Below are 23,510 nucleotides of genomic sequence, written 5' to 3'. Positions count from 1 at the left end.
CCCTCGTACGCCGGCACCTGCTGCTCATCGAGACCGCGACCCGCCGCGACCTGGACGACCCCGACACCGTCACCGCGGTCGCCGAGGCGGTCGCCCGAACAGGCCGGGCCGGTCCACGAGAACTGGCAACTCGCTCCGCCCATCGGCCCCTCCACCGATCTCTGGGCGCTCGGCGCGCTGCTCTACCGCGCCGTCCAGGGGCACGCGCCCTACCCGGAGGAGAGCGCCGCCGAGCTCGTCCAGATGGTGTGCGGAGAGCCGCCCGCCTTCGCGGAGGAGTGCGGTCCGCTGCGGCCGGTCGTGGAGTCGCTGCTGCGCCAGGACCCCGCCGAACGGCCCGACTTCGAGGAGCTGCGCGGCTGGCTGCGCTCCCTCATCCGGTCCGCCCCGGAGCCCGAGGCGGGCTCGGACGTCGTGCCGCTCCCCGCCGACGACGCCACCAAGCTGCCCATCGTCCGCCGCAAGGGCGAACTCGTCCGCAGGCGCCGGGGCCGCTTCCGTTCCGCCTCCCAGGGCAGGCACCGCCAGGGCACCCACGGCGGTCAGGGCGGCCAGGCCGAAGGCGGGCTGGAGGCCTTGGGACTGCACGCCTATCCGGAGACCGACGAGCGGGCGTACCAGGAGCCCCCGCAGCAGCAGGTGTACCACCAGCCCCAGGAGACGCAGGGGCGCAGGCCCCCGCGCGGTCCGCGCGAGCCCAAGGTGCTGCGGGACAACGGCGACAGGCCGCCGCGCCGCCTCGGCCGGCTGCTCCTGGTGCTCGTGCTGCTGGCGCTGGTCGGCGCCCTGGTCTACGCCATGGTGTTCATGCCGAAGAGCGGCGACGGCACCCGCACGGGCGCCGCCCCCACCCCGGCGGCCACCGACTCCGCGACCCCGGCGGGTTCCCGTCCGCCCGCCGAGAAGCCGTCCCCGTCCGGCTCCGGCAAGGCGTCGTCCGCCCCCGGTACCCAGGACCCGCAGACGAGCCGTTCCGCCGTCGCGCTCCCACCGGGGTACGCGCTCCGCAAGGACCCGGAAGGGTTCGAGGTGGGCGTGCTGAAGGACTGGCAGCGCAGCCCGGCCAATGCGGACCGGCAGGTCCGTTACGGCAGCGACGGGTTCAGCCTGCTGATCGTGCCGGGCCGGGACACCGTGCAGGCCAACGGCTCCGATCCGCTGGCGTACCAGCGCGACAAGGAAACGGAGTTGCAGCCGTTCCGCGACTCCTCCTGGGCCACGTCCGCCGGGGTGCGCCGGGTGGACGTCGGCCGGCAGGCCATGGCCGAGGGGCAGTACACCTGGCAGGACGGCAACGGCCGTGAGGTGTTCGTCCGTAACCTCGCGATGATCGTCGACGGCCGGTACCACATCATCCAGGTCATCGGCCCGGTCAGCGAGCGCGATCAGGTCAGCAGCATCTACCAGCAGGTCATCTCCTCCTACAAGGTCACCTCCTGACGGTCCGGAATGTACCGGTACGACGCCGCACGGGGTCATCACAGTGCGGTCTCGTGGGCGGTGCGAGGTTCCCCGTCTCCCAGCCCCTCCGTAATCTGGCACCCACTGAACGGGGCGGGGACGACACGTGGATCACTCATCGAACAGCGGCAGGCGTACCGACAGGGCCGCCGCGACGGCGCCCGGACTGGTGCTCGCGGGCCGGTACCGGCTGGTGGACGTGCTGGGCCGGGGCGGCATGGGCAAGGTGTGGCGGGCCGAGGACGAACTGCTCCACCGCACGGTCGCCGTCAAGGAACTGACGGCGGGGCTGTACGTCGCGGAGGCCGACCGGGTCGTGCTGCACGCCCGTACCCGCAAGGAGGCGCGCGCCGCCGCCCGCATCAGCCACCCGGGTGTCGTCACGGTCCACGACGTGCTGGATCACGACGACCGCCCGTGGATCGTCATGCAGTTCGTCGACGGACCGTCACTCGCCGACTCCGCCAAGGAGACCGGCGAGGTCACCCCGCACGAGGCGGCGCGCATCGGGCTAGGGGTGCTCGGCGCGCTGGGCGCCGCGCACGCGGCGGGGGTGCTGCACCGGGACGTCAAGCCCGGCAACGTCCTGCTCGCCCGCGACGGGCAGATCCTCCTCACCGACTTCGGCATCGCCGCCATCGAGGGCGACTCGACCATCACCCGGACCGGCGAACTCATCGGGTCCATCGACTATCTGGCGCCCGAGCGGGTGCAGGGCCACGACCCCGGCCCCGCGTCCGACCTCTGGTCGCTCGGCGCCACGCTGTTCGCGGCGATCGACGGCCGCTCGCCGTTCCGGCGTTCCTCCCCCATCGCGACCATGCAGGCGGTCGTCACCGACGAACCGTCCATCCCCGCGTCGGCGGGCACCCTCGGACCGGTGATCGCCGCCCTGCTGTGCAAGGACCCGGCGGGCCGTCCCTCGGCCGCCGAGACCGAGCGGATGCTCCGGTCCGTGCTGACCGGCCGCGAACCGCGGACCGCGCAGGTGTACGTGGACACGCGGCACTACCCGGGCGAGACGCGGAGCGAGACGAACCCGCGGGCGGCCGGTGGGACCGTGACCGGACAGGGACCGGCGACCGGACCGACCGCGCCGGTGGAAGCCAGGCCCGGGCAGGCTCCGCCCGGCCACGGATACGGAGCCGGGGAGCCGGTGACGGCGTCGCCCACGCCGGGCTTCGGCGCCTCCACGCCGCCGGTCGGCTTCCCGCACGGAACACCCCCGGGCAACACCACCGCGGCGACCGGACCGAAGGCCGGATCGCGCCGCCGCCGCAACACGGTGGTGGCCGTGGTGGTCGCGGCGGTGCTCGGCACCGGGGCCGGACTGGGCGCGATGCACTACGCCAGTGGCGGCTCGGACGACGACGCCGCACCGCCCTCGCCCACCGTCACCGCGGGGGAGTCCGCCACCCCGGGCCCCTCGGACGGGGCCGCGGACCCTTCGTCGGACCCGTCCGACTCCGCCGCACCGCCGACCGCCGGTTCCGGCGGTACGGCGGGTTCCGCGATACCGGCGGGCTGGAAGCGGGTGGAGGACCCGGCCGGCTTCACCCTCGCCGTACCGGAGGGCTGGGAGCGCCGGACGGAAGGCAACCAGATCGACTACACCCCGGACGAGGGCGGGCACCGCATCCGCATCAGCATCGACGACGCACCCGACTTCGACTCTCCGTACACCCACATGCTCGCCATGGAGAAGAACCTGGAGAACCGGCTGCCCGGGTACAGCCGCGTCTCCCTCGACGAGAACACCTTCCGCGACTACCCCGGCTCGCTGTGGGAGTTCACCTGGACGGAGACGAAGGACCATCCGGGGGAGCGGCGCGGCATCGACCAGATGTACTTCGGCGGCGACACCGGTGGGCCCGAGTACGCGCTCTACCTGACGGCCCCGGTGGACGACTGGGACGACACCCGGCAGCTGTTCGACACCATGCTCAGGAGTTGGCGCCCGCCCGCCGGGACCGGGTGACCCGCACGCCGGCCCGGTGCGGCGGGAGGCGTACGCGCGGGGGCGACCGCGCCGCGGGCCGCTGCCGGAAAGCCGCCGCCACACCCGTGAGTGTCCCCGGACCGCGCTGATCAGCAGCTATGTCGCCAGTGATCACTGGCCGAGTGTGGGGAGTCTGAAAAGGCCGTTACCCACGGGTACCCAAAGTCGTCCGGTGGACTTACCCTCGCCCTCATGACGGACTCGCAGGCAGCGGACACGACGGCAGCGGACTCGCAGGCAGTGGACACGAGCGCGGCGGACCCGCGAGCGGCCACGGCCGCCGGGACCAACCCGGTGGCGGCGGCCCCGGCGGGCGTACGCACGGCGGCCGACGTGGTCACCCCCGACCTGGTCGCCCGGCTGGTCCGCGGCGTCGTCGGCTCGGGACGGACCGCGAACCACACCCCGGTCACCGGCGAGAAGCTCGCCGACCTGCCGGAGTCCACCGCCGAGGACGTGGCGACCGCCTTCGAACGGGCCCGCGCCGCCCAGCCCGTCTGGGCCGCCACCCCCGTACGTACCCGGGCCGCCGTACTGCTCCGCTTCCACGACCTGGTGCTCCAGCGCCAGGCCGAGGTGCTCGACCTCATCCAGCTGGAGACCGGCAAGGCCCGGCTGCACGCCCACGAGGAGGTGCAGGCGGTCGCCGTCGCCTCCCGCCACTACGGGCGCAAGGCGCACGCGTACCTGCGCCCGAAGCGGCACACCGGGGTCGTACCGACCCTGACCAAGGTCACCGAGCTGCGCCAGCCGCGCGGGGTCGTCGGCCAGATCGCCCCGTGGAACTACCCGCTGGAGCTCTCGGTCGGCGACGCGCTGCCCGCCTTCGTCGCCGGCAACGCCGTCGTGATGAAGCCCGACACGGAGACCGCGCTGACCGCCCTCTGGGCCCGTGACCTGCTGATCGAGGCCGGGCTGCCCGCCGAGGTCTTCCAGGTGGTGCTCGGCGAGGGCCCGGTCGTCGGCCCCGAGGTCGTCCAGCGCGCGGACTACGTCTCCTTCACCGGCTCCACCCGCACCGGCCGCGAGGTCGCCCAGGGCGCGGCGGCCCGGCTGGTCGGTGTCTCGCTGGAGCTCGGCGGCAAGAACCCCATGCTGGTGCTGGCCGACGCCGACGTGGAGAAGGCCGCCGCCGGTGCCGTCCGCGCCTGCTTCTCCTCCGCCGGACAGCTCTGCATCTCCATCGAGCGGCTGTACGTCCACGAGTCCGTCGCCGACGACTTCGTGGCCCGCTTCGCCGCGCGGACCAGGGCGATGCGGCTCGGCGGCTCCCTCGCGTACGGCGCCGACATGGGCTCGCTCGCCGGGGAACGCCAGCTGGAGGCCGTCGTCCGGCACGTGGACGAGGCCGTCGCCAAGGGCGCCACCCTCGTCGCGGGCGGCAAGGCGCGCCCCGACATCGGCCCGCTCTTCTACGAGCCGACCATCCTCGAAGGCGTCGAGGCGCCCATGGAGGTCTGCACCCAGGAGACCTTCGGCCCGGTCGTCTCGGTCTACCGCTTCACCGACGAGGACGAGGCGATCGCCCTCGCCAACGCCACCCCCTACGGCCTCAACGCCAGCGTCTGGACCAAGGACGCCCGGCGTGGCCACCGGGTCGCCGCCCGCCTGAACACCGGCACCGTCAACATCAACGAGGGGTACGCCCCCGCCTACGGCAGCGTGCAGTCCCCGATGGGCGGCATGAAGGACTCCGGGCTCGGCCGCCGGCACGGCTCCGAGGGAATCCTCAAGTACACCGAGGCGCAGACCGTCGCCCAGCAGCGGCTGATCCCGCTCGCCCCGGCCTTCGGGATGGACGACGAGAAGTACGCGGCGTTCATGAGCCGCAGCCTCAAGGCGATGAAGGCGTTCCGGCTGCGCTGATCGCGCGCGGCCGTCCGTGACGACCAGCAGGTTCCACCGAGGTCCGCGAAACATCGCGACGAGAACGAGGAGAGCCATGCCCGAGGACAGCGCTGCCCGCCATCAGGCCGACGGCGTCGAAACCGACTCCGACACCGCCTTCGACTACGACGTCCTGGTCGTCGGCTCGGGCTTCGGCGGCGCGGTCTCGGCGCTCCGGCTGACCGAGAAGGGGTACCGGGTCGGGGTGCTGGAAGCGGGCCGCCGCTTCACCCCGGGGACGCTGCCCAAGAACTCCTGGGACCTGCGGAACTACCTCTGGGCCCCCGCCCTCGGCCTCTACGGCATCCAGCGGGTGCACCTCCTCGGCAAGGTCATGGTGCTGGCCGGAGCCGGGGTCGGCGGCGGCTCGCTGAACTACGCGAACACGCTGTACGTGCCGCCCGCCGCGTTCTTCGAGGACCGCCAGTGGGCGGGCATCACCGACTGGCAGGACGAGCTGCGGCCCTACTACGACCAGGCGACCCGGATGCTCGGGGTCCGGCTCAACCCGACGACGACCCCCTCCGACGTCCACCTCAAGGCGACCGCCGAGGCGATGGGCGTCGGCGACACCTTCCACCTGGCACCCGTCGGAGTGTTCTTCGGCGACGGCCGGGACGCCGACGGCACGGCGAAGGCGGAGCCCGGCGGCACGGTCGCCGACCCGTACTTCGGCGGCGCGGGGCCCGCCCGGAAGGCATGCACCGAGTGCGGCGAGTGCATGACCGGCTGCCGGCACGGGGCGAAGAACACCCTCACCGAGAACTACCTCCACCTCGCCGAAAAGGCCGGGGCGGTCATCCACCCGATGACCACCGTGCTCTCCGTCACCGAGGACCCGGACGGCCCGGAGCACGGCCACCGGGTCGAGACCGTCCCCACCGACCGCCGCCGCAAGGCCGCGCCCCGTACCCTCCGGGCCCGGTACGTGATCGTCGCGGCGGGCACGTACGGCACCCAGACCCTGCTGCACCGGATGAAGGACGAGGGGCGGCTGCCCCGGCTCTCGGACCGGCTCGGCGAGCTGACCCGTACCAACTCCGAGGGGCTGGTCGGCGCGCAGACCAGCGACCGCCGCTACCGCCGCAAGCACGGCACGAAGCCCGACTTCACCAAGGGCGTCGCGATCACGTCCTCGATCCACCCGGACGCCAGCACCCACATCGAGCCGGTCCGCTACGGCAAGGGCTCCAACGCCATGGGCGGCCTCACCATCCTCCAGGTGCCGTTCGCCCGGCGGCGGGTGCGTGCCTGGCTCTCCAGCGTGGTCAGGCACCCCACGATCGCGGCCCGCTCGCTCTCCAACCGGAAGTGGTCGGAGCGGACCATCATCGGGCTCGTCATGCAGTCGCTCGACAACTCGCTGACCGCCTACCGCAAGCCCAGCGGCATCGGAAAGGGCCTGCTCACCGCCCGGCAGGGCCACGGGGCACCCAACCCGACGCAGATCGCCGAGGCCACCCAGGCCGCCTCGCTGCTCGCGGCGGAGATCAACGGCTTCGCCGGGTCCAACATCGGCGAGCTGATGGGCACCCCGCTCACCGCGCACTTCCTCGGCGGATGCCCGATCGGGGCGAGCACGGCGGAGGGCGTCATCGACCCGTACCACCGGCTGCACGGCCACCCCGGGATCTCGGTGGTGGACGGCTCGGCGGTCTCCGCCAACCTGGGCGTCAACCCTTCGCTGACGATCACCGCGCAGGCCGAGCGCGCCATGTCGTTCTGGCCCAACAAGGGCGAGGACGACCCGCGACCGGAGCCGGGCGAGGCGTACGAGCGGCTGACGCCGGTGAAGCCCGTCGCGCCGGTGGTGCCCGAGGAGGCGTTCGGCGCGCTCAAGCTGCCGTTCCTGGGAATCCCGGCCGTACCGCCGAAGGCGGGGCCGGAGGTGTAGTAGGGGGCGGCCCCAGGGAGAAGCCAGTGGGGGCCGGCTCCGGGCGTCCCCGGAGCCGGCCCCCACCCGGTGACCGGACTGCTGTCCCCTGCCGACCGGTCACAACGCCGGGACGCGGTCCCACGACGCACCTGAGATACGTCACACGTCCGAGCGGAGCCACGCGCTTTTTCCTGCCGATGCCGCCCCTGGCCGGTGCGGACACCCCGAACAACGAAGGCCGGTCCGGGCCGGTCACGCGCCGTACGGGTGAGACCGGGGCCGAACGGGGGTACGGCCGTACAGCCCTGCGCGCACCGGGGCGCCCACGCACTCCGCCGCGCGCCGGGGTCACACCTGGCCGCGGCAGAGCTCCAGCAGCGTCATCGCGAGCGGGGTCCCGGGCTTCCCGAGCGCGTCCCGGAAGTGGCTGAGCACCTCCATCTCGCGGGAGAGGTTCACCCGGCGGCCCCCGGACGTGATCCTCGCCTCCTGGATGACCGCCGACACCGCCATCCGCTCCTGGACCAGGCCGATGATCCGGTCGTCCAGCGCGTCGATCCGTTCCCGGGCGCCGCCGATCAGCGCGGCGGCCTCCTCGGTGTGCGCCCCGGTCACCTCGGTCGCGGTCTTCGCGGTCTTCGCGGTGGTCGCGGTGGTCGTGGCGGGGGTGGTGTTGATGCTCATGGTCGGACTCCCGATCGGGTACGGGCCCCGGACCGACGGCCCCGAACGCCAAGACGCCCCGGGCCTGTCGGCCCGGGGCGTCTGGAAGGTCGCTCGTCAGTTGCTCAAGCAGCACGACCATGACACCCGGCGGGCCGGGTGCCATAGGTAAAGACGTAGATCGTGTGCTGACGCATGGCGCCCAGTATGGCCCCGCTCCCGCCCGGCACCCAAGGGGGGTCCGGATGGTGGGACCGCCCCCGGGCGCCGGGCGGGAACGGCGCGAGGGAAGCGTCTTCGCCGCGGCCGGTAACATTGAAGGACCGACACCCCTCACCGCCGGAAGGCCGCCTCGTGCCAGCAGCACCCCCCGCCGCCCCCGACATGACCACCGACGTGGTTCTCGTCGTCGACTTCGGCGCGCAGTACGCCCAGCTCATCGCCCGCCGCGTCCGTGAGGCCCGGGTCTACAGCGAGATCGTCCCGTCCACCATGCCGGTGGCCGAGATGCTGGCGAAGAACCCCCGCGCGATCATCCTGTCCGGCGGCCCGTCCTCGGTGTACGCGGAGGGCGCGCCCTCGATCGACCGCTCGCTGTTCGAGGCCGGGGTGCCGGTCTTCGGCATGTGCTACGGCTTCCAGCTGATGGCGACCACGCTCGGCGGAACCGTCGACGACAACGGTGCCCGCGAGTACGGCCGTACCCCGCTCACCGTCACCAAGTCGGGCTCCACCCTCTTCGAGGGCACCCCCGACGAGCAGGCCGTGTGGATGTCGCACGGTGACGCCTGCTCCGCCGCCCCCGAGGGCTTCACCGTGACCGCGTCCACCGACGTCGTCCCGGTCGCCGCCTTCGAGAACGACGAGAAGAAGCTCTACGGCGTCCAGTACCACCCCGAGGTCATGCACTCGACCCACGGGCAGCAGATCCTGGAGCACTTCCTCTACCGCGGCGCGGGCATCGAGCCGAACTGGACGACCACCAACGTCGTCGAGGAGCAGGTCGCCCTCATCCGCGAGCAGGTCGGCACCAAGCGCGCCATCTGCGGCCTCTCCGGCGGCGTGGACTCCGCGGTCGCCGCGGCCCTCGTACAGAAGGCCATCGGCTCCCAGCTGACCTGCGTCTACGTCGACCACGGTCTGATGCGCAAGGGCGAGACCGAGCAGGTCGAGAAGGACTTCGTGGCCGCCACCGGCGTCCAGCTGAAGGTCGTCGACGCCGAGAAGCGCTTCCTCGACGCGCTCGCCGGGGTCTCCGACCCGGAGCAGAAGCGGAAGATCATCGGCCGCGAGTTCATCCGCGTCTTCGAGCAGGCCCAGGCGGAGATCATCGCCGAGGGCGCGGCCGACGGCGAGCAGGTCGCCTTCCTCGTGCAGGGCACCCTCTACCCGGACGTCGTCGAGTCCGGCGGCGGTACCGGCACCGCCAACATCAAGTCGCACCACAACGTCGGCGGCCTCCCCGACGACATCGAGTTCGAGCTGATCGAGCCGCTGCGCCAGCTGTTCAAGGACGAGGTCCGGATGGTCGGCCAGGAACTCGGCCTGCCGGAGGAGATCGTCCAGCGCCAGCCGTTCCCCGGCCCCGGCCTCGGCATCCGCATCGTCGGTGACGTCACCAAGGAGCGCCTCGACCTGCTGCGCGAGGCCGACGCCATCGCCCGCGAGGAGCTGACGGCCGCCGGTCTCGACCGCGAGATCTGGCAGTGCCCGGTGGTCCTCCTCGCCGACGTCCGCTCGGTCGGCGTCCAGGGCGACGGCCGCACCTACGGCCACCCGATCGTGCTGCGCCCGGTGTCCTCCGAGGACGCCATGACGGCCGACTGGTCGCGCCTGCCGTACGAGACGCTGGCAAAGATCTCCACCCGCATCACCAACGAGGTCGCCGACGTCAACCGCGTCGTCCTCGACGTGACGAGCAAGCCGCCGGGGACCATCGAGTGGGAGTAGTCCTCCCCGAGAACCCCTGACGATGCCGCCGTTCCCCCGCGTGGGAGCGGCGGCATCGCCGTCTGCGGGCCTCCTCGGCGCGGGCGCCGTCGCCCGGACCTGCCCGATGCGGCCCGAAGGCGTCCGGTACGGCACAATTCATGGACATCGTGGGCGAGTTGGTTTCACCGGGGCGGGAAAGGGCGGCACAGGTCGTGGCGTTGGACGAGGCGAGGGCAAGCGGGACGCACGGCGGGGGCTGTACGTGCGGCGACTGCCCGCACGGAGCACGCGAAGGACACCGGCGCGCGGTCGCCGCCTTCCTCGCCAAACGGGACGAACTCGCCGTCGGGAAGGGGCTGCCCGCCGGGGTGCGGCAGTCGCCCTCGGCCTCCCGGCAGTGGGTCTCCGACGAGCTGACCGGTGCCGCCCGGGCGGTCGCCGACCGCGGCCGCGAAGCCGGTGACGCCTGGCTGCACCTGGTACGGCTGCGGACCCTGAGCGTCATCGCGGTCGCCCTCGTCGCGCTCGTCCTCGGCGAGACCGCCACCGCGATCGGCGCCGGCTGGTCCACCGCCCGTACCGCCGGGCTGATCGCCGGGCTCGTCACCGCCGTACTGCTGGCCGTCGCTGCCTCGTACCACCGCGCGCGCGGAGGTCTGCTCGCTCCGCTCATCGGCGAGGACAACCGGCTCTCCACCTCGAGGACCGTCGCCGCCTGCTGGGTGCTGCTCGCCGTCTTCGCCGTCCTGGTGCTCTCCCTCCAGCTCGCCGGAGCCTCCGACCACGAGGAGCGGGACGCCCTGATCGAGGGACTGGACCTGACGCGCTCGGCCGGGGTGCTGACGGTACTGGCGCTGGTCTGCGCCGTCGCCGTGGTCGTCCGCCGGGTCGTCTCCGTACGCGTACTGGCCCAGCGGCTCCAGAAGCTGCGGGCCGACCGGCCGCGCGCCGCCGACCTGCTGACCGACGACTCCGGCCGCGGCAGCTTCACGGACGTGAGTTACGTGCTGGTCAACGGCGTCGCCGTGCTCTTCGCGGCGATCCGCCTCGCCCGCCGGCCCGAGCAGCTCCCGGACCTGCCGTGGGGGCTCGCGCTGCTCGTGGCGGTCTCGGCGGCCACCTACTTCGCGGGCAAGTACGCCGAGGGCGGCCGGCCGGTGGTCCTCTCCGTCGTCCGGGCCCGGGAGGCCGGCGACCTGGACGCCCCGATCCGTACCGGCGACGACATCGAGATCCGGGGCGCCGGCTTCGTACCGCCCGGCGCGGGCGGCCCGGCCGGACTGGCCCGGCTCGTCGTCCGCATAGGGACGGTCCACGTCCACGTCCCGCTGATCCCGGTCCCCGGCGGCTTCGCCAACCCGACCGACACGGTCCTCACCGTGCCCGTCCCGGTGGAGGTCGAACCCGGCTCGGTGGAGGTCCAGGTGGTGACGGCCGCCGGGGTGGAGACCAACAGTTGCCGGATCGACGTGACGGACTGACGCACGGGGCGACCTTTCGGCTCTCGCCGGCCCCGGGTACGGAGGGCCGAGCCGGGCCACTCAGAACACGGGTGCGGCCATGAAGGTCGTGAAGACCGATCCGCCGAGGATCAGCCAGAGCAGGACGCCACTGGTCAGCAGGGAGCGCGCGGCGGGGACGGCGGCCGGGCGGTCGCGGAGCGAGGCGACGGCCCATCCGCAGGCGACGCAGACGACCGGCAGTCCGAAGAGCACCAGTGCGGTGCGCTGCAGCGCGAGTTTCGTCTCGTGGTTGGCCTGCCAGTCGCTGACACTCTTGTTCCGGATCGCCTCTTCGGCGTAGTACCAGAACCCGAGGAACAGCGGGGCCAGCAGCACGGCGCTCACGACGAGGAGAACGACGAGCGCGCGTCCTCGGGGCGGGCGGTCCGTGCCGTCCGGGCGGTCCGTGCCGTCCGGGGGGCGGTCCGCGCCCGTCGGGGAGCCCGCGTCCTCGGGGGAGCCCGCGGCCTCCGCGTAAGCCGCGTCCACCGCGGCAGCCGCGTCCTCCGGGGCGGTCCGGGAGAGGGCCGGGGCGTTCGGGGAATGCTCCGGGGGGTGCTGGGCGTCCGTCATGCGGGCATCCTCGGCGAGCGGACCGGTGCTCCGCCACCCGTATCGCGTACTGGGACGGACGGGTGCGGGTTCGTGACACGACCCGCCGCACGGTGTCCGGCCCGTCCGATGTGCGCCGGCGTGCACGCCCCTGTACTCGTCGCATGCGCCGGAAGCCGCCCTCCGGCCCCACGTACGTGTGTTCTTACGTATGGTCTGTTGACGGGGCAACGGAAAGGTGGGGCAGTTCATGCAGGGCCACGGAAGCAACGGTTACGGACGCGTTCCCGGCGAACCCAAAGGGCTGAGGGAGCAGGCGCGCACCTACGCGCTGCTGCCGCTGCGCGTCTTCCTCGGCGTCACCTTCATCTACGCCGGACTCGACAAGCTGACGGACAGCGCGTTCCTGTCGTCCAGCGGCGCCGGTTCGATCGGCGACCAGATGCGTGGCGTACGCGACTCCGCCGGCGCCCCCTGGCTCGTCGACCTGGCGCTGCACGGTCCGGTCGGCTTCGGGTACGCCATCGCGCTCGGCGAGCTCGCCGTCGGTATCGGCACCCTGTTCGGGCTCTGGGGCCGACTCGCGGCGCTCGGCGGCGCACTGATCTCGCTGAGCCTCTGGCTCACCGTGAGCTGGCAGGCCACCCCGTACTACTACGGCAACGACCTCGTCTACCTCATGGCCTGGCTGCCGCTGCTGCTCGCCGGGTCGGGCCCCTTCTCGCTGGACAGGCTCCTGCCGCCGCGCCGCCGCCGGAGTCTGTAGGCGGCCAGGGTGGCCAGGGCGGCGAGGAAGAGCCCGCCGCCCAGCACGGCGACGAAGAACACCCAGGGAGCCTGCCAGGCCCCGGCCCAGTCGGCCGCGTACCCGCCCGACAGGGCCAGCAGGGTCAGGCCGAGGACCGCGCGGCCCGGCCGGAACTCATGAAGCAGCACGGGTGACCTCCACCTGTCCGAGACCGACTTCCAGGCGCAGCTCGATCGTGCCGGCCAGGTCCGCTCCCTTCGGGGGCGCGAGTGTACGGGTGGTCCGCCGGTCCGGGGCGACGTCGATGTCCTGGCCGGCCGGATCGCCGGGCAGGGTCACGTCCCCGAGCCCCACCTCGGCCCGCACCCGGACCGTCGCGTCCTGCGGGACGACCACCACCACGCGCCCCGCCCCCGCCTCCACCCGGGTGGCGAGGGTGGTCCCCAGCGGGACGTCCAGACCGGACAGGTCGAGCCGGGCCGTACCTGCCCCGATGTCGTACGAGGGCTCCAGGGCGGCGGCGGTGACGGGACGCCACTCGGTCCGCGCCCAGGTCGTCCCGATGTCCCTCGGCAGCACGGTCGACGCCGCGAGCACCCCCGCGACGAGCAGCGCGAACACCAGCGTCCCGAAACCGGTCCGCCCGAAGAACGAAGCGACCAGCAGCCCCACCCCGAGGACCGCGAGCGCCGCGACGGCCCCGATCTGGAGGCTCTCGCCCAGCGGGCGCCCGCCCCAGCCCGGCCAGGCCGCCGCCACCCCGGCGACGATCGCCAGGAACCGCACCAGGCCGCCGATCGAGTGCGGCCCGTGCGTCTTCTCCCGCGGATCGGTGGCGACGGGCGGCACGTACTTCCCGTGCGTGTGCGGCGGATGCTTGCGGTGCGGCCCGTGTTTCGGATGCGTGTGACGTGCCCGGTCGGCGTCGGCCGCCTCGTCCACGGAGCGGGGCACCGCGTCCGCCGGGCCCCAGAGATAGCCCCCGCCCACCGGCCCGGTCGTGCCGTCCTTGACGATCGGGTCCCGCCACCACGAGGGCCCGGACGGCGCCGGGGGCGCTTGGACCTCGGGAGGCACCGAGCCTCGTCCGGAGGGCGGCGGGGCCGGGGTGGCGCGGGGCGCCGACGGTGCTGAATCCCGGCCGGACCGTTCGGACCGGCCGGATCCGTCGGGCCCGTCGGACCGCTCGGCGCGGTCGGCCTGGTCGGCCCGCTCGGGCTGCTCGTCCGTCACGGCCGGCCTGCCGTGCCGCGTCCACACCGAGAACCCGGCGACGGCCAGCACCAGCAGCACGGCGAACGTCAGGATCCCGCCGTTGTTGATCATCGAGAGGAAGAGCCCGCAGCCGACCAGCGCGAGGAGCAGCGCCACCAGCGACGCACCCTCCACCCGGCCGGAGAGCAGCCTGCGGAACTCGTTCTCCTCCTCGCCGTCCACCGGGAGCAGCAGCCACGCGAAGCCGTAGAGGATCAGCCCCGTGCCGCCCGCGACGGCGAGGACCCCGAGGACCACGCGGAAGATGACCGGGTCCACGTCGAAGTACCGGCCGAGACCGCCGCACACCCCCGCCACCACCTTCTGCCGGGGGCTCCGCCTCAGCTGCGGTTTCGGTGCGCCCTTCGGGGCGCCGGGGGGTGCCTCGCCGGGAGGCGCGGCGGACGGGGAAGCGGTCATGGCTCCATGGTGACGGCCCCAGGGGGCCCCGGGCACCCATCCCGACCCTGGTCGTTCCCTGATTTGGGAGTAGGGGACGGCCCTGATGCCCCGGCGCACCCGGACGTGTGACGATCGGACCATGCCAACCGCCACGTCCCGAGCCGCCGGTGCACCGGTCACCGACCCGGAGGAGCCACCGGTGCGCAAGCTGTACCGCAGCGCCGAGGGGCGCATGCTGGGCGGCGTCGCGCGCGGGCTGGCCGGACACCTCGGGCTGCCGGTCGTCTGGGTGCGCCTCGTCTTCCTCGGGCTGTTCCTCGCGGACGGCCTCGGCGCGGTGCTCTACGCGGTGTTCTGGATCGTGGTGCCCCTCGGCGTCGGCGGCGTCGGTGGCGTCGACGGCTCGCGCTCCCTCTTCGAGACGTCCCCGGACGGGAGCCGCCGGCTCCGCAAGCCCGACAAGGGACAGGTCTTCGCCCTCGTCGCGCTCTTCGTCGGTGCCCTGATCTTCCTCGCCAACGTCAACATGGGCAGCGGCGCCGACCGCTACATCTGGCCCATCCTCCTCATCGGCGCCGGCTCCGTGCTGGTCTGGCGGCAGGCCGACAACGCCCGCCGCGCCCAGTGGATGGAGGTGGGCCGCCGCCGGAGCATGCTGCACCTCGCGCGCGGGCTCGCCGGGGTCGCGCTCGTCGGCCTCGGGCTCGCCGCGTTCCTGGTGGTACGCGGCTCGGCCGCACAGTTCGGCAACGTCCTCACCGCCGCCATCGCGGTCCTCACCGGCATCGCACTGCTCGCCGGCCCCTATCTCGTACGGATGACCCAGGACCTCTCCGAGGAACGCCTGATGCGCATCCGCGCCCAGGAACGCGCCGAGGTCGCGGCCCACGTCCACGACTCGGTGCTGCACACCCTCACCCTGATCCAGCGCAACGCCGAGGACGCCGGAGAGGTCCGCAGGCTGGCCCGCGCCCAGGAACGCGAACTGCGGAACTGGCTGTACGACCCCGGTGGCACCGGCAAGGACGCCGACGACGAACCCACCACCCTCGCCGACGCCGTGAAACGCGCCGCCGCCGAGGTCGAGGACAAGCACGGCGTCCCGCTGGAGGTCGTCGTGGTCGGCGACTGCCCGCTGGACGAGAAGATCACCGCCCAGCTCCAGGCCGCGCGCGAAGCGATGGTGAACGCCGCCAAGTACGGTGGCGAGGGCGGCGCGGTCCAGGTCTACGCGGAGGTCGAGGGCCGGACGGTCTTCGTCTCCGTACGCGACCGGGGGCCCGGGTTCGACCTGGATGCGGTCCCCGAGGACCGCATGGGCGTACGAGAATCGATCGTCGGCCGGATGCGGCGCAACGGCGGTACGGCCCGGCTCAGGTCGGTGCCCGGCGGCGGCACGGAAGTCGAGCTGGAGATGGAGAGGGCGGGCGAATGACCGAGAACACCGAAGCGACGACCCAGGGACCGGAACGCCGGGTACGGGTCGTCCTCGTGGACGACCACCGGATGTTCCGCACCGGCGTCCAGGCCGAGATCGGCCGCACCGAGGAGACCGGCGTCGAGGTGGTCGGCGAGGCCGCCGACGTCGACCAGGCCGTCACCGTCATCACGGCGACCCGCCCCGAGGTCGTCCTCCTCGACGTCCACCTCCCCGGCGGCGGCGGGGTCGAGGTGCTGCGCCGCTGCGCGCCGATGATGTCGGCCGCCGAGAACCCGGTCCGCTTCCTCGCGCTCTCCGTCTCCGACGCGGCCGAGGACGTCATCGGGGTCATCCGGGGCGGCGCCCGGGGCTACGTCACCAAGACGATCACCGGCGCCGACCTGGTCGACTCCGTCTTCCGGGTCCAGGAGGGCGACGCGGTCTTCTCGCCCCGCCTGGCGGGGTTCGTCCTGGACGCCTTCGCCTCCACCGAAGCCCCGCCGGTCGACGAGGACCTCGACCGGCTCACCCAGCGCGAGCGCGAGGTGCTGCGGCTGATCGCCCGGGGATACGCGTACAAGGAGATCGCCAAGCAGCTCTTCATCTCGGTGAAGACGGTGGAGTCGCACGTCTCGGCGGTGCTCCGCAAGCTCCAGCTGTCGAACCGTCACGAACTGACCCGCTGGGCGACCGCCCGCCGCCTGGTCTGACGCCTCCCGCTCGTCACTTTCCCTTCGTCCGGGTGGCGTGGGCCGTCACGCCACCCGGGTCGCCCCCGCGAACGGCATCTCGTCGATCGGGGCGATCCGGATCGGTGCTCCCGGGCGCGGGGCGTGGATCATCTTGCCGTCGCCGATGTAGAGGCCGACATGGCTGATCCCGGAGTAGAAGAACACCAGGTCGCCGGGGGCGAGCTGGGACCGGGAGATCCGCTGCCCGGCGTTGATCTGGGTGTAGGTGGTGCGGGGCAGCGAGACGCCCGCCGCCCGCCAGGCGGCCTGGGTGAGGCCGGAACAGTCGTACGCGGACGGGCCCGTGGCGCCCCAGACGTACGGCTTGCCGAGCGCCCCGTAGGCGAAGGCGACGGCCTGGGCGGCGCGGGAGTCCGGGGCCGCGACCGGACCGGGGGTGCTGCTCGTGGCGTCCGTGGACCCGGTGCTCCCGGTGCTCCCGGTGGCGCCGGTGGCGCCGGTCGAGTCCGCGTAGGCGGCGCGTTCGGCGGCGGTGAGGGTGTGCAGCAGCTCGCGGGCGTCGGCCAGGCTGCTGGTGATCTTCTTCTTGTGCCGCGCGAGTTCGGCCTCGCGGGCGGCGAGCACGGCGGACTCGTCCTCCGCGCGGGCCCGGACCTGGTCGATCCCGGTGATCTGGCGCCGGATGCCGCTGATGGCCCCGGCCTGGCGGTCGCCCGCCATCTCGACGTACGAGGAGCGCTCCAGGTACTGGTCGGGGTCGGAGGTGAGCAGCAGCTGGAGCGCGGGATCCAGTCCTCCCGAGCGGTACTGCGCGGCGGCGAGCGAACCGAGTGCATGCCGCGACTCGTTGAGGAGATCCGTGCGGCGGGCGGCCTCGTCGCGCAGCGCCTCCACGGACCGTGCGGCGTCGTCGGCCTTCTCCTTGGCCCCGTTGTACCGCTCGGTGGCGGCCTCGGCGTCCCGGTAGAGCTGGTCCACCTTGGCCTTGACCTGGGTCGCGGTGAGCCGGGGCTCCGCCTGGGCGGATCCGGTCGCGGCGGTCGCGGTGGCCGCCCCGGCGAGTGCCAGCGCGGCGGCGGAGCGGGCAGCAGAGCCGGTGAAGAGGCGCTGCTTGGGCTTGCGGTGAGCTGATTTCCGGTGCGCGGCCACGAGGGCTGCATCCTTCCTGTCGGCTGCCCGCCCGGGGGTACCGGCGGGGCCCGGCGGACCCCGGCGGCGCGCGCCACATGGGGGAGGGCGGGCGCCACCGGGATCGTTCGGCCAGGTGACCGGTGCCACCCGTCAGGGGGTGGCAAGGCGGGCCGGTCACCCAGGGCGTGTCGTCAAAATGCCATCTGCCGGGCGACGCCCGGCACGCACGCTCGCCGCGTTGTCGGAATCGTCCTCGTACGCCCAGTACGAGGACGATCCGCCGCCTTGCGATCGCACGCACCGGACGCCGCCCGGCCCGGCCTCCGGCCGGACGACGGCACCTTTGACGACACGCCCTGGGAGGGACGCTAACCCCGGGGCAGGCCCAGAAGGCGTCATGATCGGAATTGACCTCTGGTGACGTTTCGCCTTCGGAGTGTGACCGTGATGGTGGAGGGTGACCCGGTCATATTCGGGCAGCTTCGGGAACAGGCTGCCAAGGCCATCGAGCGACGAGTAAGCCCCACCTGACCGTCGAGGGGTGATACGGCCGTCGCTAGGCTGCCGACATGTCTGTACTCATCCATGTCTTCGTCGCCCTGCACATCATCGGTATCGCCTCCCTGCTGGGCGGCTTCCTGACACAGATGAAGGCGATGGGTACCAACACCGCCCGGTTCTCGCCCGCGATGCTGCACGGCGCGCTCACCATGCTCGTCACCGGCATCGCCCTCGTCGGCTTCCACCAGGCCGACGACAACCCGGTCAACAACGTCAAGATCGGCGTCAAGCTGCTGATCCTCGTGGTGATCCTGGCCCTCGTCTACCTCAAGCGCGACGAGGAGAAGGTCTCCAAGGGCGCCTTCGCCGCCGTGGGCGGACTGACCCTCGTCAACATCTTCATCGCCACCCTCTGGACCTGATCCGGCCCGGGCGGGCGGCGGCCCCGCCGTGCGCCCGTCGCCGCCGGCCGACCGGTCCGGGACGGCATGTCGGTACGGGCCCGTAGGGTGCCCGGCATGCCCATACGACCCACGGGGAGCGCGGACGGGCCGTACGACGCCGCCTTCCTGCCGCGCCTGAGGATCGTCCTCGAAGCGGCCGAGGAGCCGGTCACCGATCCGGTGGCGAAGTTCGGCGGCGATCCGGTCTGGCTCTCCGAACCCGCCTGGCCGTTGGACCCGCACTCCGGGGTACCCCTGGTGTTCGTCGGCCAGTTCCCTGTCCCCGGCGAAGAACTCCGCCTGGCGTACCTCTTCCTCGGCGAGGAGGACATGATCATGGGCGGCCTGGGGCCGGAGGACGGAGACGGCGTCCTCCTGGTCCAGCCCGACGGCCGCGTACCCTCCTCCGCCGTGATCGGGCCGCCCGGAACGCACGGCCGGACGCTCTGGCGCTGCGGGCCCGACGGGTCGAGAACCCCCGTCGAGTGGCGCGTCCATCCGTGTCCGGTGGAACCGGAGGCGGACCGGCCCACCCACGAGCGGGCCGGCTCCGAGCGCGGCACGCGCCGTGAAGGCCCCGCAGTCGCACAGCCCGACGACGACCTGCGCGACTACCTCGGCGGCACCGCCCGCTACCCGAACGCCTGGGCGCAGGTCGAAGCCCCCTGGCAGTTCCTCTTCCAGCTGAGCGACGCCCCCGACGAAGACGGGGACGACCCGTACTTCCTCAACTTCGGTTACGGCTACGGCTTCGCCTTCGTCAGCCCCGACCACCGCGAAGGGCGCTTCTACTGGGAGTGCTCGTAGCCACCGCTCCGGCCCTGGCGCCCCGTAGGCGCGGGCCGGACGGTGCGGCGGGGCGGAAGACGCCCCCGGTCAGCCCGGCCGGACGCTGCCGTAGATCGGCATGTAGTAGATCGACTCCTCGCGGACGTACGCACCCGGCTTCGGCGCGTGGACCATCATCCCGTCGCCCTTGTAGATGCCCACGTGGCTGATGTCGTCGTAGAAGAAGATCAGGTCTCCCGGCTGGAGGTCGGCGGTCGCGACCCGCGTACCCACGTTGACCTGGTCCCAGGTGGTACGCGGCAGGTCCACGCCCGCCTCCCGCCAGGCCGCCTGGGTCAGACCGGAGCAGTCGTACGACGCGGGGCCGGTGGCTCCCCACACGTAGGGCTTGCCGATCTGGGACTCGGCGAACGCCAGAGCCTGGGCGCCCTTGGTGGACGCGGACGTGGTCGAGCCGGTGGACGTGTCCGAGGCCGTCGAGCCCGAGGCGGCGGCGTCCGCAGCCGCCTTGTCGGCCGCCGCCTTCGCCGTGGCGGCCTGCTCGGCGGCGAGTTTCTCCGCCTTCTTCTTGGCTTCGGCTTCCTTCTTCCGCTCCAGCTCCGCGAGGCGCGCCTTCTCCTCGGCGGTCAGCTTCGACAGCAGCGTGCGCGCCTCGGCCAGCTTGTTCTGCACGGTCTGCTTGCTGGTGCGCAGATCCTCCTGCGACTCCGTCAGCGCTTCCAGGCTCTTGGTGGCCTCGGTGCGCTTCTCGGCAGCCGCCAGCTGCTGGGTGCGGAAGTCGGAGACTGCCTTCTCCTGCTGCCCGCTGCGGCGCTTCATCAGCTGGTCCTGGTCGAAGTACGACTGCGGGTCGTCCGCCAGGAAGAACGTCATCGAGGACGCCAGACCGCCGGTCCGGTACTGGGCCGCCGCGTAGTTGCCGAGGGCGCGACGGGCCTCGTTGACCTTCTCCGCCCGCTGGGCCGCCTCCTCCAGCAGGGCGTCCACCTTGTCCTGCTGTTCGGCCGAGGCGTCCTTGGCCCGGTTGTACTCCTGGGTCGCGGAACCCGCCTGACGGTAGAGGTCGTCGACCTTCCTCCGTACGTCCTCGATGCTCGGCTTGGGCGCCGAGGGGGCGGCCGTCGCGCTCTGCGTGGAGAGCAGCGTCACCGAGGCCAGCGCGACCGTGGTGAACCCCACAGCCGGCGACGTCACGCGCATCGGGGCGCGCGGCTTGCGATGTGATGCCAAGACCGGCATCTCCTTCCTGGACCGCCTACCGGGTTAGCTGTCGGGTTCGGGCGCGGAAGGCTGCCCTACGGGCCTGTACCGAATGAACGGAGTACGGGCCCGATTCACCCCGGTGATGCGTGTGGGTCCCCGGTTCCGGACAGCGTGGGCGGGCCGGATTCGGCGGGGGCGTCCGTGTGGCGCGGTTCGCCTGTCAGGGGATACGGGTCGCCCGGCTGAGCACGGTAACCAAGCGGCGGGGCGGCTGGGAAGGGCGATGTGCGATATGCCCGATACATTTTCGTGACCTTGGCCGCGAGGGGGCCTTCCCTAGCGCGCCGCGTACGGCCCTTGACACCCGGTGACGGCGGACGTGGAGACTCCGTCAAGGCCGCCCGGAGTGTCCGTCGGGGCATCTAAACTCGACAAGCGATGAGCAGCCTCTTTGACGACAGTTACCTGACCGGCCTCCAGCCCGTGGAGGAGGGGCCCCCGCCGCCCCCCGAGGACCACGCGCCCGAGGAGGAGCCCGAGGGCCTCTTCGAAGGGCTCTTCGACGCGCCCCCGCCGCCCAGGGACGGGTACTACCGCGACGGCGCCCCGCGCCCGGTCATCGACTCCGCGGCGCTGCTCGACGGCCTCAACACCGAACAGCGCGCAGCCGTCGTGCACGCCGGGTCCCCGCTGCTCATCGTCGCGGGCGCCGGCTCCGGCAAGACCCGGGTGCTCACCCACCGCATCGCCCACCTGCTCGCCGAGCGCGGCGTGCACCCCGGGCAGATCCTGGCGATCACCTTCACCAACAAGGCCGCCGGCGAGATGAAGGAGCGGGTCGAGCAGCTCGTCGGCCCCCGCGCCAACGCCATGTGGGTCATGACCTTCCACAGCGCGTGCGTGCGCATCCTGCGCCGCGAGTCGAAGCGGCTCGGCTTCACCTCGTCGTTCTCGATCTACGACGCGGCCGACTCCAAGCGGCTGATGGCCCTGGTCTGCCGTGACCTCGACCTCGACCCCAAGCGCTACCCGCCGAAGTCCTTCACCGCCAAGGTCTCCAACCTCAAGAACGAACTCATCGACGAGGAGACCTTCGCCGGGCAGGCCGCCGACGGCTTCGAGAAGACCCTCGCCCAGGCGTACGCGCTCTACCAGGCGCGGCTGCGCGAGGCCAACGCCCTCGACTTCGACGACATCATCATGACGACGGTCCACCTGCTCCAGGCGTTCCCCGACGTCGCCGAGCACTACCGCCGCCGCTTCCGGCACGTCCTGGTCGACGAATACCAGGACACCAACCACGCCCAGTACACCCTGGTGCGTGAGCTGGTCGGACCTGCCGGCGAGCACGACGCCCCCGGCGAGCTCTGCGTCGTCGGTGACGCGGACCAGTCGATCTACGCCTTCCGCGGTGCGACGATCCGCAACATCCTCCAGTTCGAGGAGGACTACCCGGACGCCACCACGATCCTGCTGGAGCAGAACTACCGTTCCACGCAGACGATCCTCTCGGCGGCCAACGCCGTCATCGAGCGCAACGAGAGCCGCCGCCCCAAGAACCTCTGGACCAACGCCGGAACCGGCACCCGCATCGCCGGGTACGTCGCCGACACCGAGCACGACGAGGCGCAGTTCGTCGCCGACGAGATCGACCGGCTCACCGACGCCGGCGACGCCAAGGCCGGCGACGTCGCGGTCTTCTACCGCACCAACGCCCAGTCCCGCGTCTTTGAAGAGATCTTCATCCGCGTCGGCCTGCCCTACAAGGTCGTCGGCGGCGTCCGCTTCTACGAGCGCAAGGAGGTCCGGGACATCCTGGCCTACCTCCGGGTGCTCGCCAACCCCGAGGACTCCGTCCCGCTGCGCCGCATCCTCAACGTGCCCAAGCGCGGCATCGGCGACCGCGCCGAGGCGATGATCGACGCCCTCTCGCAGCGCGAGAAGATCTCCTTCGCGCAGGCGCTGCGCCGCGTCGACGAGGCGTACGGCATGGCGGCCCGCTCCACCAACGCCGTGAAGCGGTTCAACACGCTGATGGAGGAGCTGCGCACCGTCGTGGAGTCCGGCGCGGGCCCCGCGGTCGTGCTGGAAGCCGTCATGGAGCGCACCGGCTACCTCGCCGAACTCCAGGCGTCCACCGACCCGCAGGACGAGACCCGCGTCGAGAACCTCCAGGAACTCGCCGCCGTCGCCCTGGAGTTCGAGCAGGACCAGGCCCGCGCGGCGGCGGAACCGGAGGGCGGCGAGGCTGCCGACGCCGATGCCGACGCGGAGGCGGCCGGCCCGTCCGGGACGCTCGCGGAGTTCCTGGAGAAGGTGGCCCTGGTCGCCGACTCCGACCAGATCCCCGACGAGGACGAGGACGGCTCCGGCGTCATCACGCTGATGACCCTGCACACCGCCAAGGGCCTGGAGTTCCCGGTCGTCTTCCTCACCGGCATGGAGGACGGCGTCTTCCCGCACATGCGGGCGCTCGGCCAGGTCAAGGAGCTGGAGGAGGAGCGCCGCCTCGCGTACGTCGGGATCACCCGCGCCCGCGAACGCCTCTACCTCACCCGCGCCTCCATGCGGAGCGCCTGGGGCCAGCCCTCGTACAACCCGCCGTCGCGGTTCCTGGAGGAGATCCCGGACCAGCACCTGGAGTGGAAGCGGAAGGGGCCGATGGCGGCCTCGGCCGGACCCACCTCGGGGATCACCTCGTCCCTCTCCTCGTCCCGCGCCCGCTCCGGCCCCTCCGGCTTCGCGACCCGGCGGACCGGCGACAAGCCCGTGGTCACGCTGGCGGTCGGCGACCGGGTCACGCACGACCAGTTCGGGCTCGGCACGGTGACCGCCGTGGACGGCTTCGGCGACCAGGCGAAGGCCACCGTCGACTTCGGCGACGAGCGGCCCAAGAAGCTGCTGCTGCGGTACGCCCCCGTCGAGAAGCTGTAGGCGGGGCGCTCGCTTTCGAGCGCCGACGCACGGAAGGGGGGGGGGGGGCCGGCCCCGCCCCCCCCGCCCCGAGCTCGGCGGGAGATCGGGGGGGTGGCGGGGGGGGGCGCGCCCGGCCGCG

Annotated in this window: 17 protein-coding genes, 1 pseudogene and 1 riboswitch; of the genes and pseudogenes, 12 read left to right on the top strand and 6 right to left on the bottom strand. The window is 72.6% G+C overall.

Features of this window, described 5'->3' with window-relative positions; translation table 11 throughout:
* The 4 genes and pseudogenes from ACWD3D_RS14815 to ACWD3D_RS14800 form a co-directional block, all read left to right on the top strand.
* Positions 1-1,440, top strand: a pseudogene (locus tag ACWD3D_RS14815) (protein kinase); the annotation flags it as partial.
* A gap of 190 nt (positions 1,441-1,630) precedes the next feature.
* The gene (locus tag ACWD3D_RS14810) at positions 1,631-3,439 is read left to right on the top strand and encodes a protein kinase domain-containing protein (RefSeq protein ID WP_451461271.1); all 1,809 of its coding nucleotides are present in this window, start codon (positions 1,631-1,633) and stop codon (positions 3,437-3,439) included.
* A 213-nt stretch (positions 3,440-3,652) separates the two neighbouring features.
* Positions 3,653-5,326 carry a succinic semialdehyde dehydrogenase gene (locus ACWD3D_RS14805; protein ID WP_451461269.1) on the top strand — a complete coding sequence of 558 codons (1,674 nt, stop codon included), beginning with the start codon at positions 3,653-3,655 and terminating at the stop codon, positions 5,324-5,326.
* Between the two features lie 76 nt (positions 5,327-5,402).
* Positions 5,403-7,241 carry a GMC oxidoreductase gene (locus ACWD3D_RS14800; protein WP_451461268.1) on the top strand — a complete coding sequence of 613 codons (1,839 nt, stop codon included), beginning with the start codon at positions 5,403-5,405 and terminating at the stop codon, positions 7,239-7,241.
* Positions 7,242-7,571: 330 nt separating this feature from the next.
* Here ACWD3D_RS14800 and ACWD3D_RS14795 read toward each other — a convergent pair whose 3' ends face one another.
* On the bottom strand, positions 7,572-7,907 hold the full coding sequence (locus ACWD3D_RS14795) for a chorismate mutase (protein WP_451461267.1): 336 nt from the start codon (positions 7,905-7,907) through the stop codon (positions 7,572-7,574).
* Between the two features lie 333 nt (positions 7,908-8,240).
* Here ACWD3D_RS14795 and guaA point away from each other — a divergent pair, with 333 nt between their 5' ends.
* Together guaA and ACWD3D_RS14785 are read left to right on the top strand one after the other, a co-directional pair.
* Complete coding sequence (gene guaA, locus ACWD3D_RS14790) at positions 8,241-9,836, top strand: glutamine-hydrolyzing GMP synthase (RefSeq protein WP_451461266.1); 1,596 nt, start codon at positions 8,241-8,243, stop codon at positions 9,834-9,836.
* A 194-nt stretch (positions 9,837-10,030) separates the two neighbouring features.
* Positions 10,031-11,299, top strand: coding sequence for a hypothetical protein (locus tag ACWD3D_RS14785; RefSeq protein WP_451461270.1), 1,269 nt, complete (start codon positions 10,031-10,033; stop codon positions 11,297-11,299).
* A gap of 60 nt (positions 11,300-11,359) precedes the next feature.
* On the opposite strand, the gene ACWD3D_RS14780 is transcribed toward ACWD3D_RS14785, so the two are convergent.
* Entirely contained in the window at positions 11,360-11,893 is a 534-nt protein-coding gene (locus tag ACWD3D_RS14780) for a hypothetical protein (protein WP_451461265.1), read from the bottom strand.
* A gap of 229 nt (positions 11,894-12,122) precedes the next feature.
* Here ACWD3D_RS14780 and ACWD3D_RS14775 point away from each other — a divergent pair, with 229 nt between their 5' ends.
* Positions 12,123-12,638, top strand: coding sequence for a DoxX family protein (locus ACWD3D_RS14775; protein ID WP_387371655.1), 516 nt, complete (start codon positions 12,123-12,125; stop codon positions 12,636-12,638).
* Here the strand turns inward: ACWD3D_RS14775 and ACWD3D_RS14770 are convergent.
* Entirely contained in the window at positions 12,545-12,808 is a 264-nt protein-coding gene (locus ACWD3D_RS14770) for a hypothetical protein (protein ID WP_451461264.1), read from the bottom strand. The two genes, ACWD3D_RS14775 and ACWD3D_RS14770, sit on opposite strands and share 94 nt — an antisense overlap.
* The gene (locus ACWD3D_RS14765) at positions 12,795-14,294 is read right to left on the bottom strand and encodes a PspC domain-containing protein (RefSeq protein ID WP_451461263.1); all 1,500 of its coding nucleotides are present in this window, start codon (positions 14,292-14,294) and stop codon (positions 12,795-12,797) included. Before ACWD3D_RS14765 ends, ACWD3D_RS14770 begins: the two co-directional genes overlap by 14 nt.
* 121 nt (positions 14,295-14,415) lie before the next feature.
* Here ACWD3D_RS14765 and ACWD3D_RS14760 point away from each other — a divergent pair, with 121 nt between their 5' ends.
* Together ACWD3D_RS14760 and ACWD3D_RS14755 are read left to right on the top strand one after the other, a co-directional pair.
* Positions 14,416-15,711, top strand: coding sequence for a PspC domain-containing protein (locus ACWD3D_RS14760; RefSeq protein ID WP_451461262.1), 1,296 nt, complete (start codon positions 14,416-14,418; stop codon positions 15,709-15,711).
* The gene (locus ACWD3D_RS14755) at positions 15,708-16,406 is read left to right on the top strand and encodes a LuxR C-terminal-related transcriptional regulator (protein ID WP_451461261.1); all 699 of its coding nucleotides are present in this window, start codon (positions 15,708-15,710) and stop codon (positions 16,404-16,406) included. The genes ACWD3D_RS14760 and ACWD3D_RS14755 overlap by 4 nt, the downstream gene beginning before the upstream one ends.
* A gap of 45 nt (positions 16,407-16,451) precedes the next feature.
* On the opposite strand, the gene ACWD3D_RS14750 is transcribed toward ACWD3D_RS14755, so the two are convergent.
* The gene (locus tag ACWD3D_RS14750; RefSeq protein ID WP_451461260.1) at positions 16,452-17,537 is read right to left on the bottom strand and encodes an NlpC/P60 family protein; all 1,086 of its coding nucleotides are present in this window, start codon (positions 17,535-17,537) and stop codon (positions 16,452-16,454) included.
* A gap of 551 nt (positions 17,538-18,088) precedes the next feature.
* On the opposite strand from ACWD3D_RS14750, the gene ACWD3D_RS14745 reads away from it, so the two are divergent.
* Both ACWD3D_RS14745 and ACWD3D_RS14740 read left to right on the top strand, forming a co-directional pair.
* Positions 18,089-18,442 carry a hypothetical protein gene (locus ACWD3D_RS14745; RefSeq protein ID WP_451461259.1) on the top strand — a complete coding sequence of 118 codons (354 nt, stop codon included), beginning with the start codon at positions 18,089-18,091 and terminating at the stop codon, positions 18,440-18,442.
* A 96-nt stretch (positions 18,443-18,538) separates the two neighbouring features.
* Positions 18,539-19,270 carry a hypothetical protein gene (locus ACWD3D_RS14740; protein ID WP_451461258.1) on the top strand — a complete coding sequence of 244 codons (732 nt, stop codon included), beginning with the start codon at positions 18,539-18,541 and terminating at the stop codon, positions 19,268-19,270.
* 69 nt (positions 19,271-19,339) lie between these two features.
* On the opposite strand, the gene ACWD3D_RS14735 is transcribed toward ACWD3D_RS14740, so the two are convergent.
* A complete protein-coding gene (locus ACWD3D_RS14735; protein WP_451461257.1) occupies positions 19,340-20,491 on the bottom strand; it encodes an NlpC/P60 family protein in 1,152 nt (383 codons plus the stop codon).
* Positions 20,490-20,643: riboswitch (cyclic di-AMP (ydaO/yuaA leader) on the bottom strand. (Overlaps the previous gene by 2 nt.)
* A gap of 250 nt (positions 20,644-20,893) precedes the next feature.
* Here ACWD3D_RS14735 and pcrA point away from each other — a divergent pair.
* Positions 20,894-23,389 (top strand): DNA helicase PcrA, encoded by a 2,496-nt coding sequence (gene pcrA / locus ACWD3D_RS14730; protein WP_451461256.1) that lies wholly within the window; start codon positions 20,894-20,896, stop codon positions 23,387-23,389.
* Positions 23,390-23,510: the final 121 nt, after the last annotated feature.

This window comes from Streptomyces sp. NPDC002690 (assembly GCF_053592415.1).
This window is presented reverse-complemented; position numbering and strand designations above follow the sequence as displayed.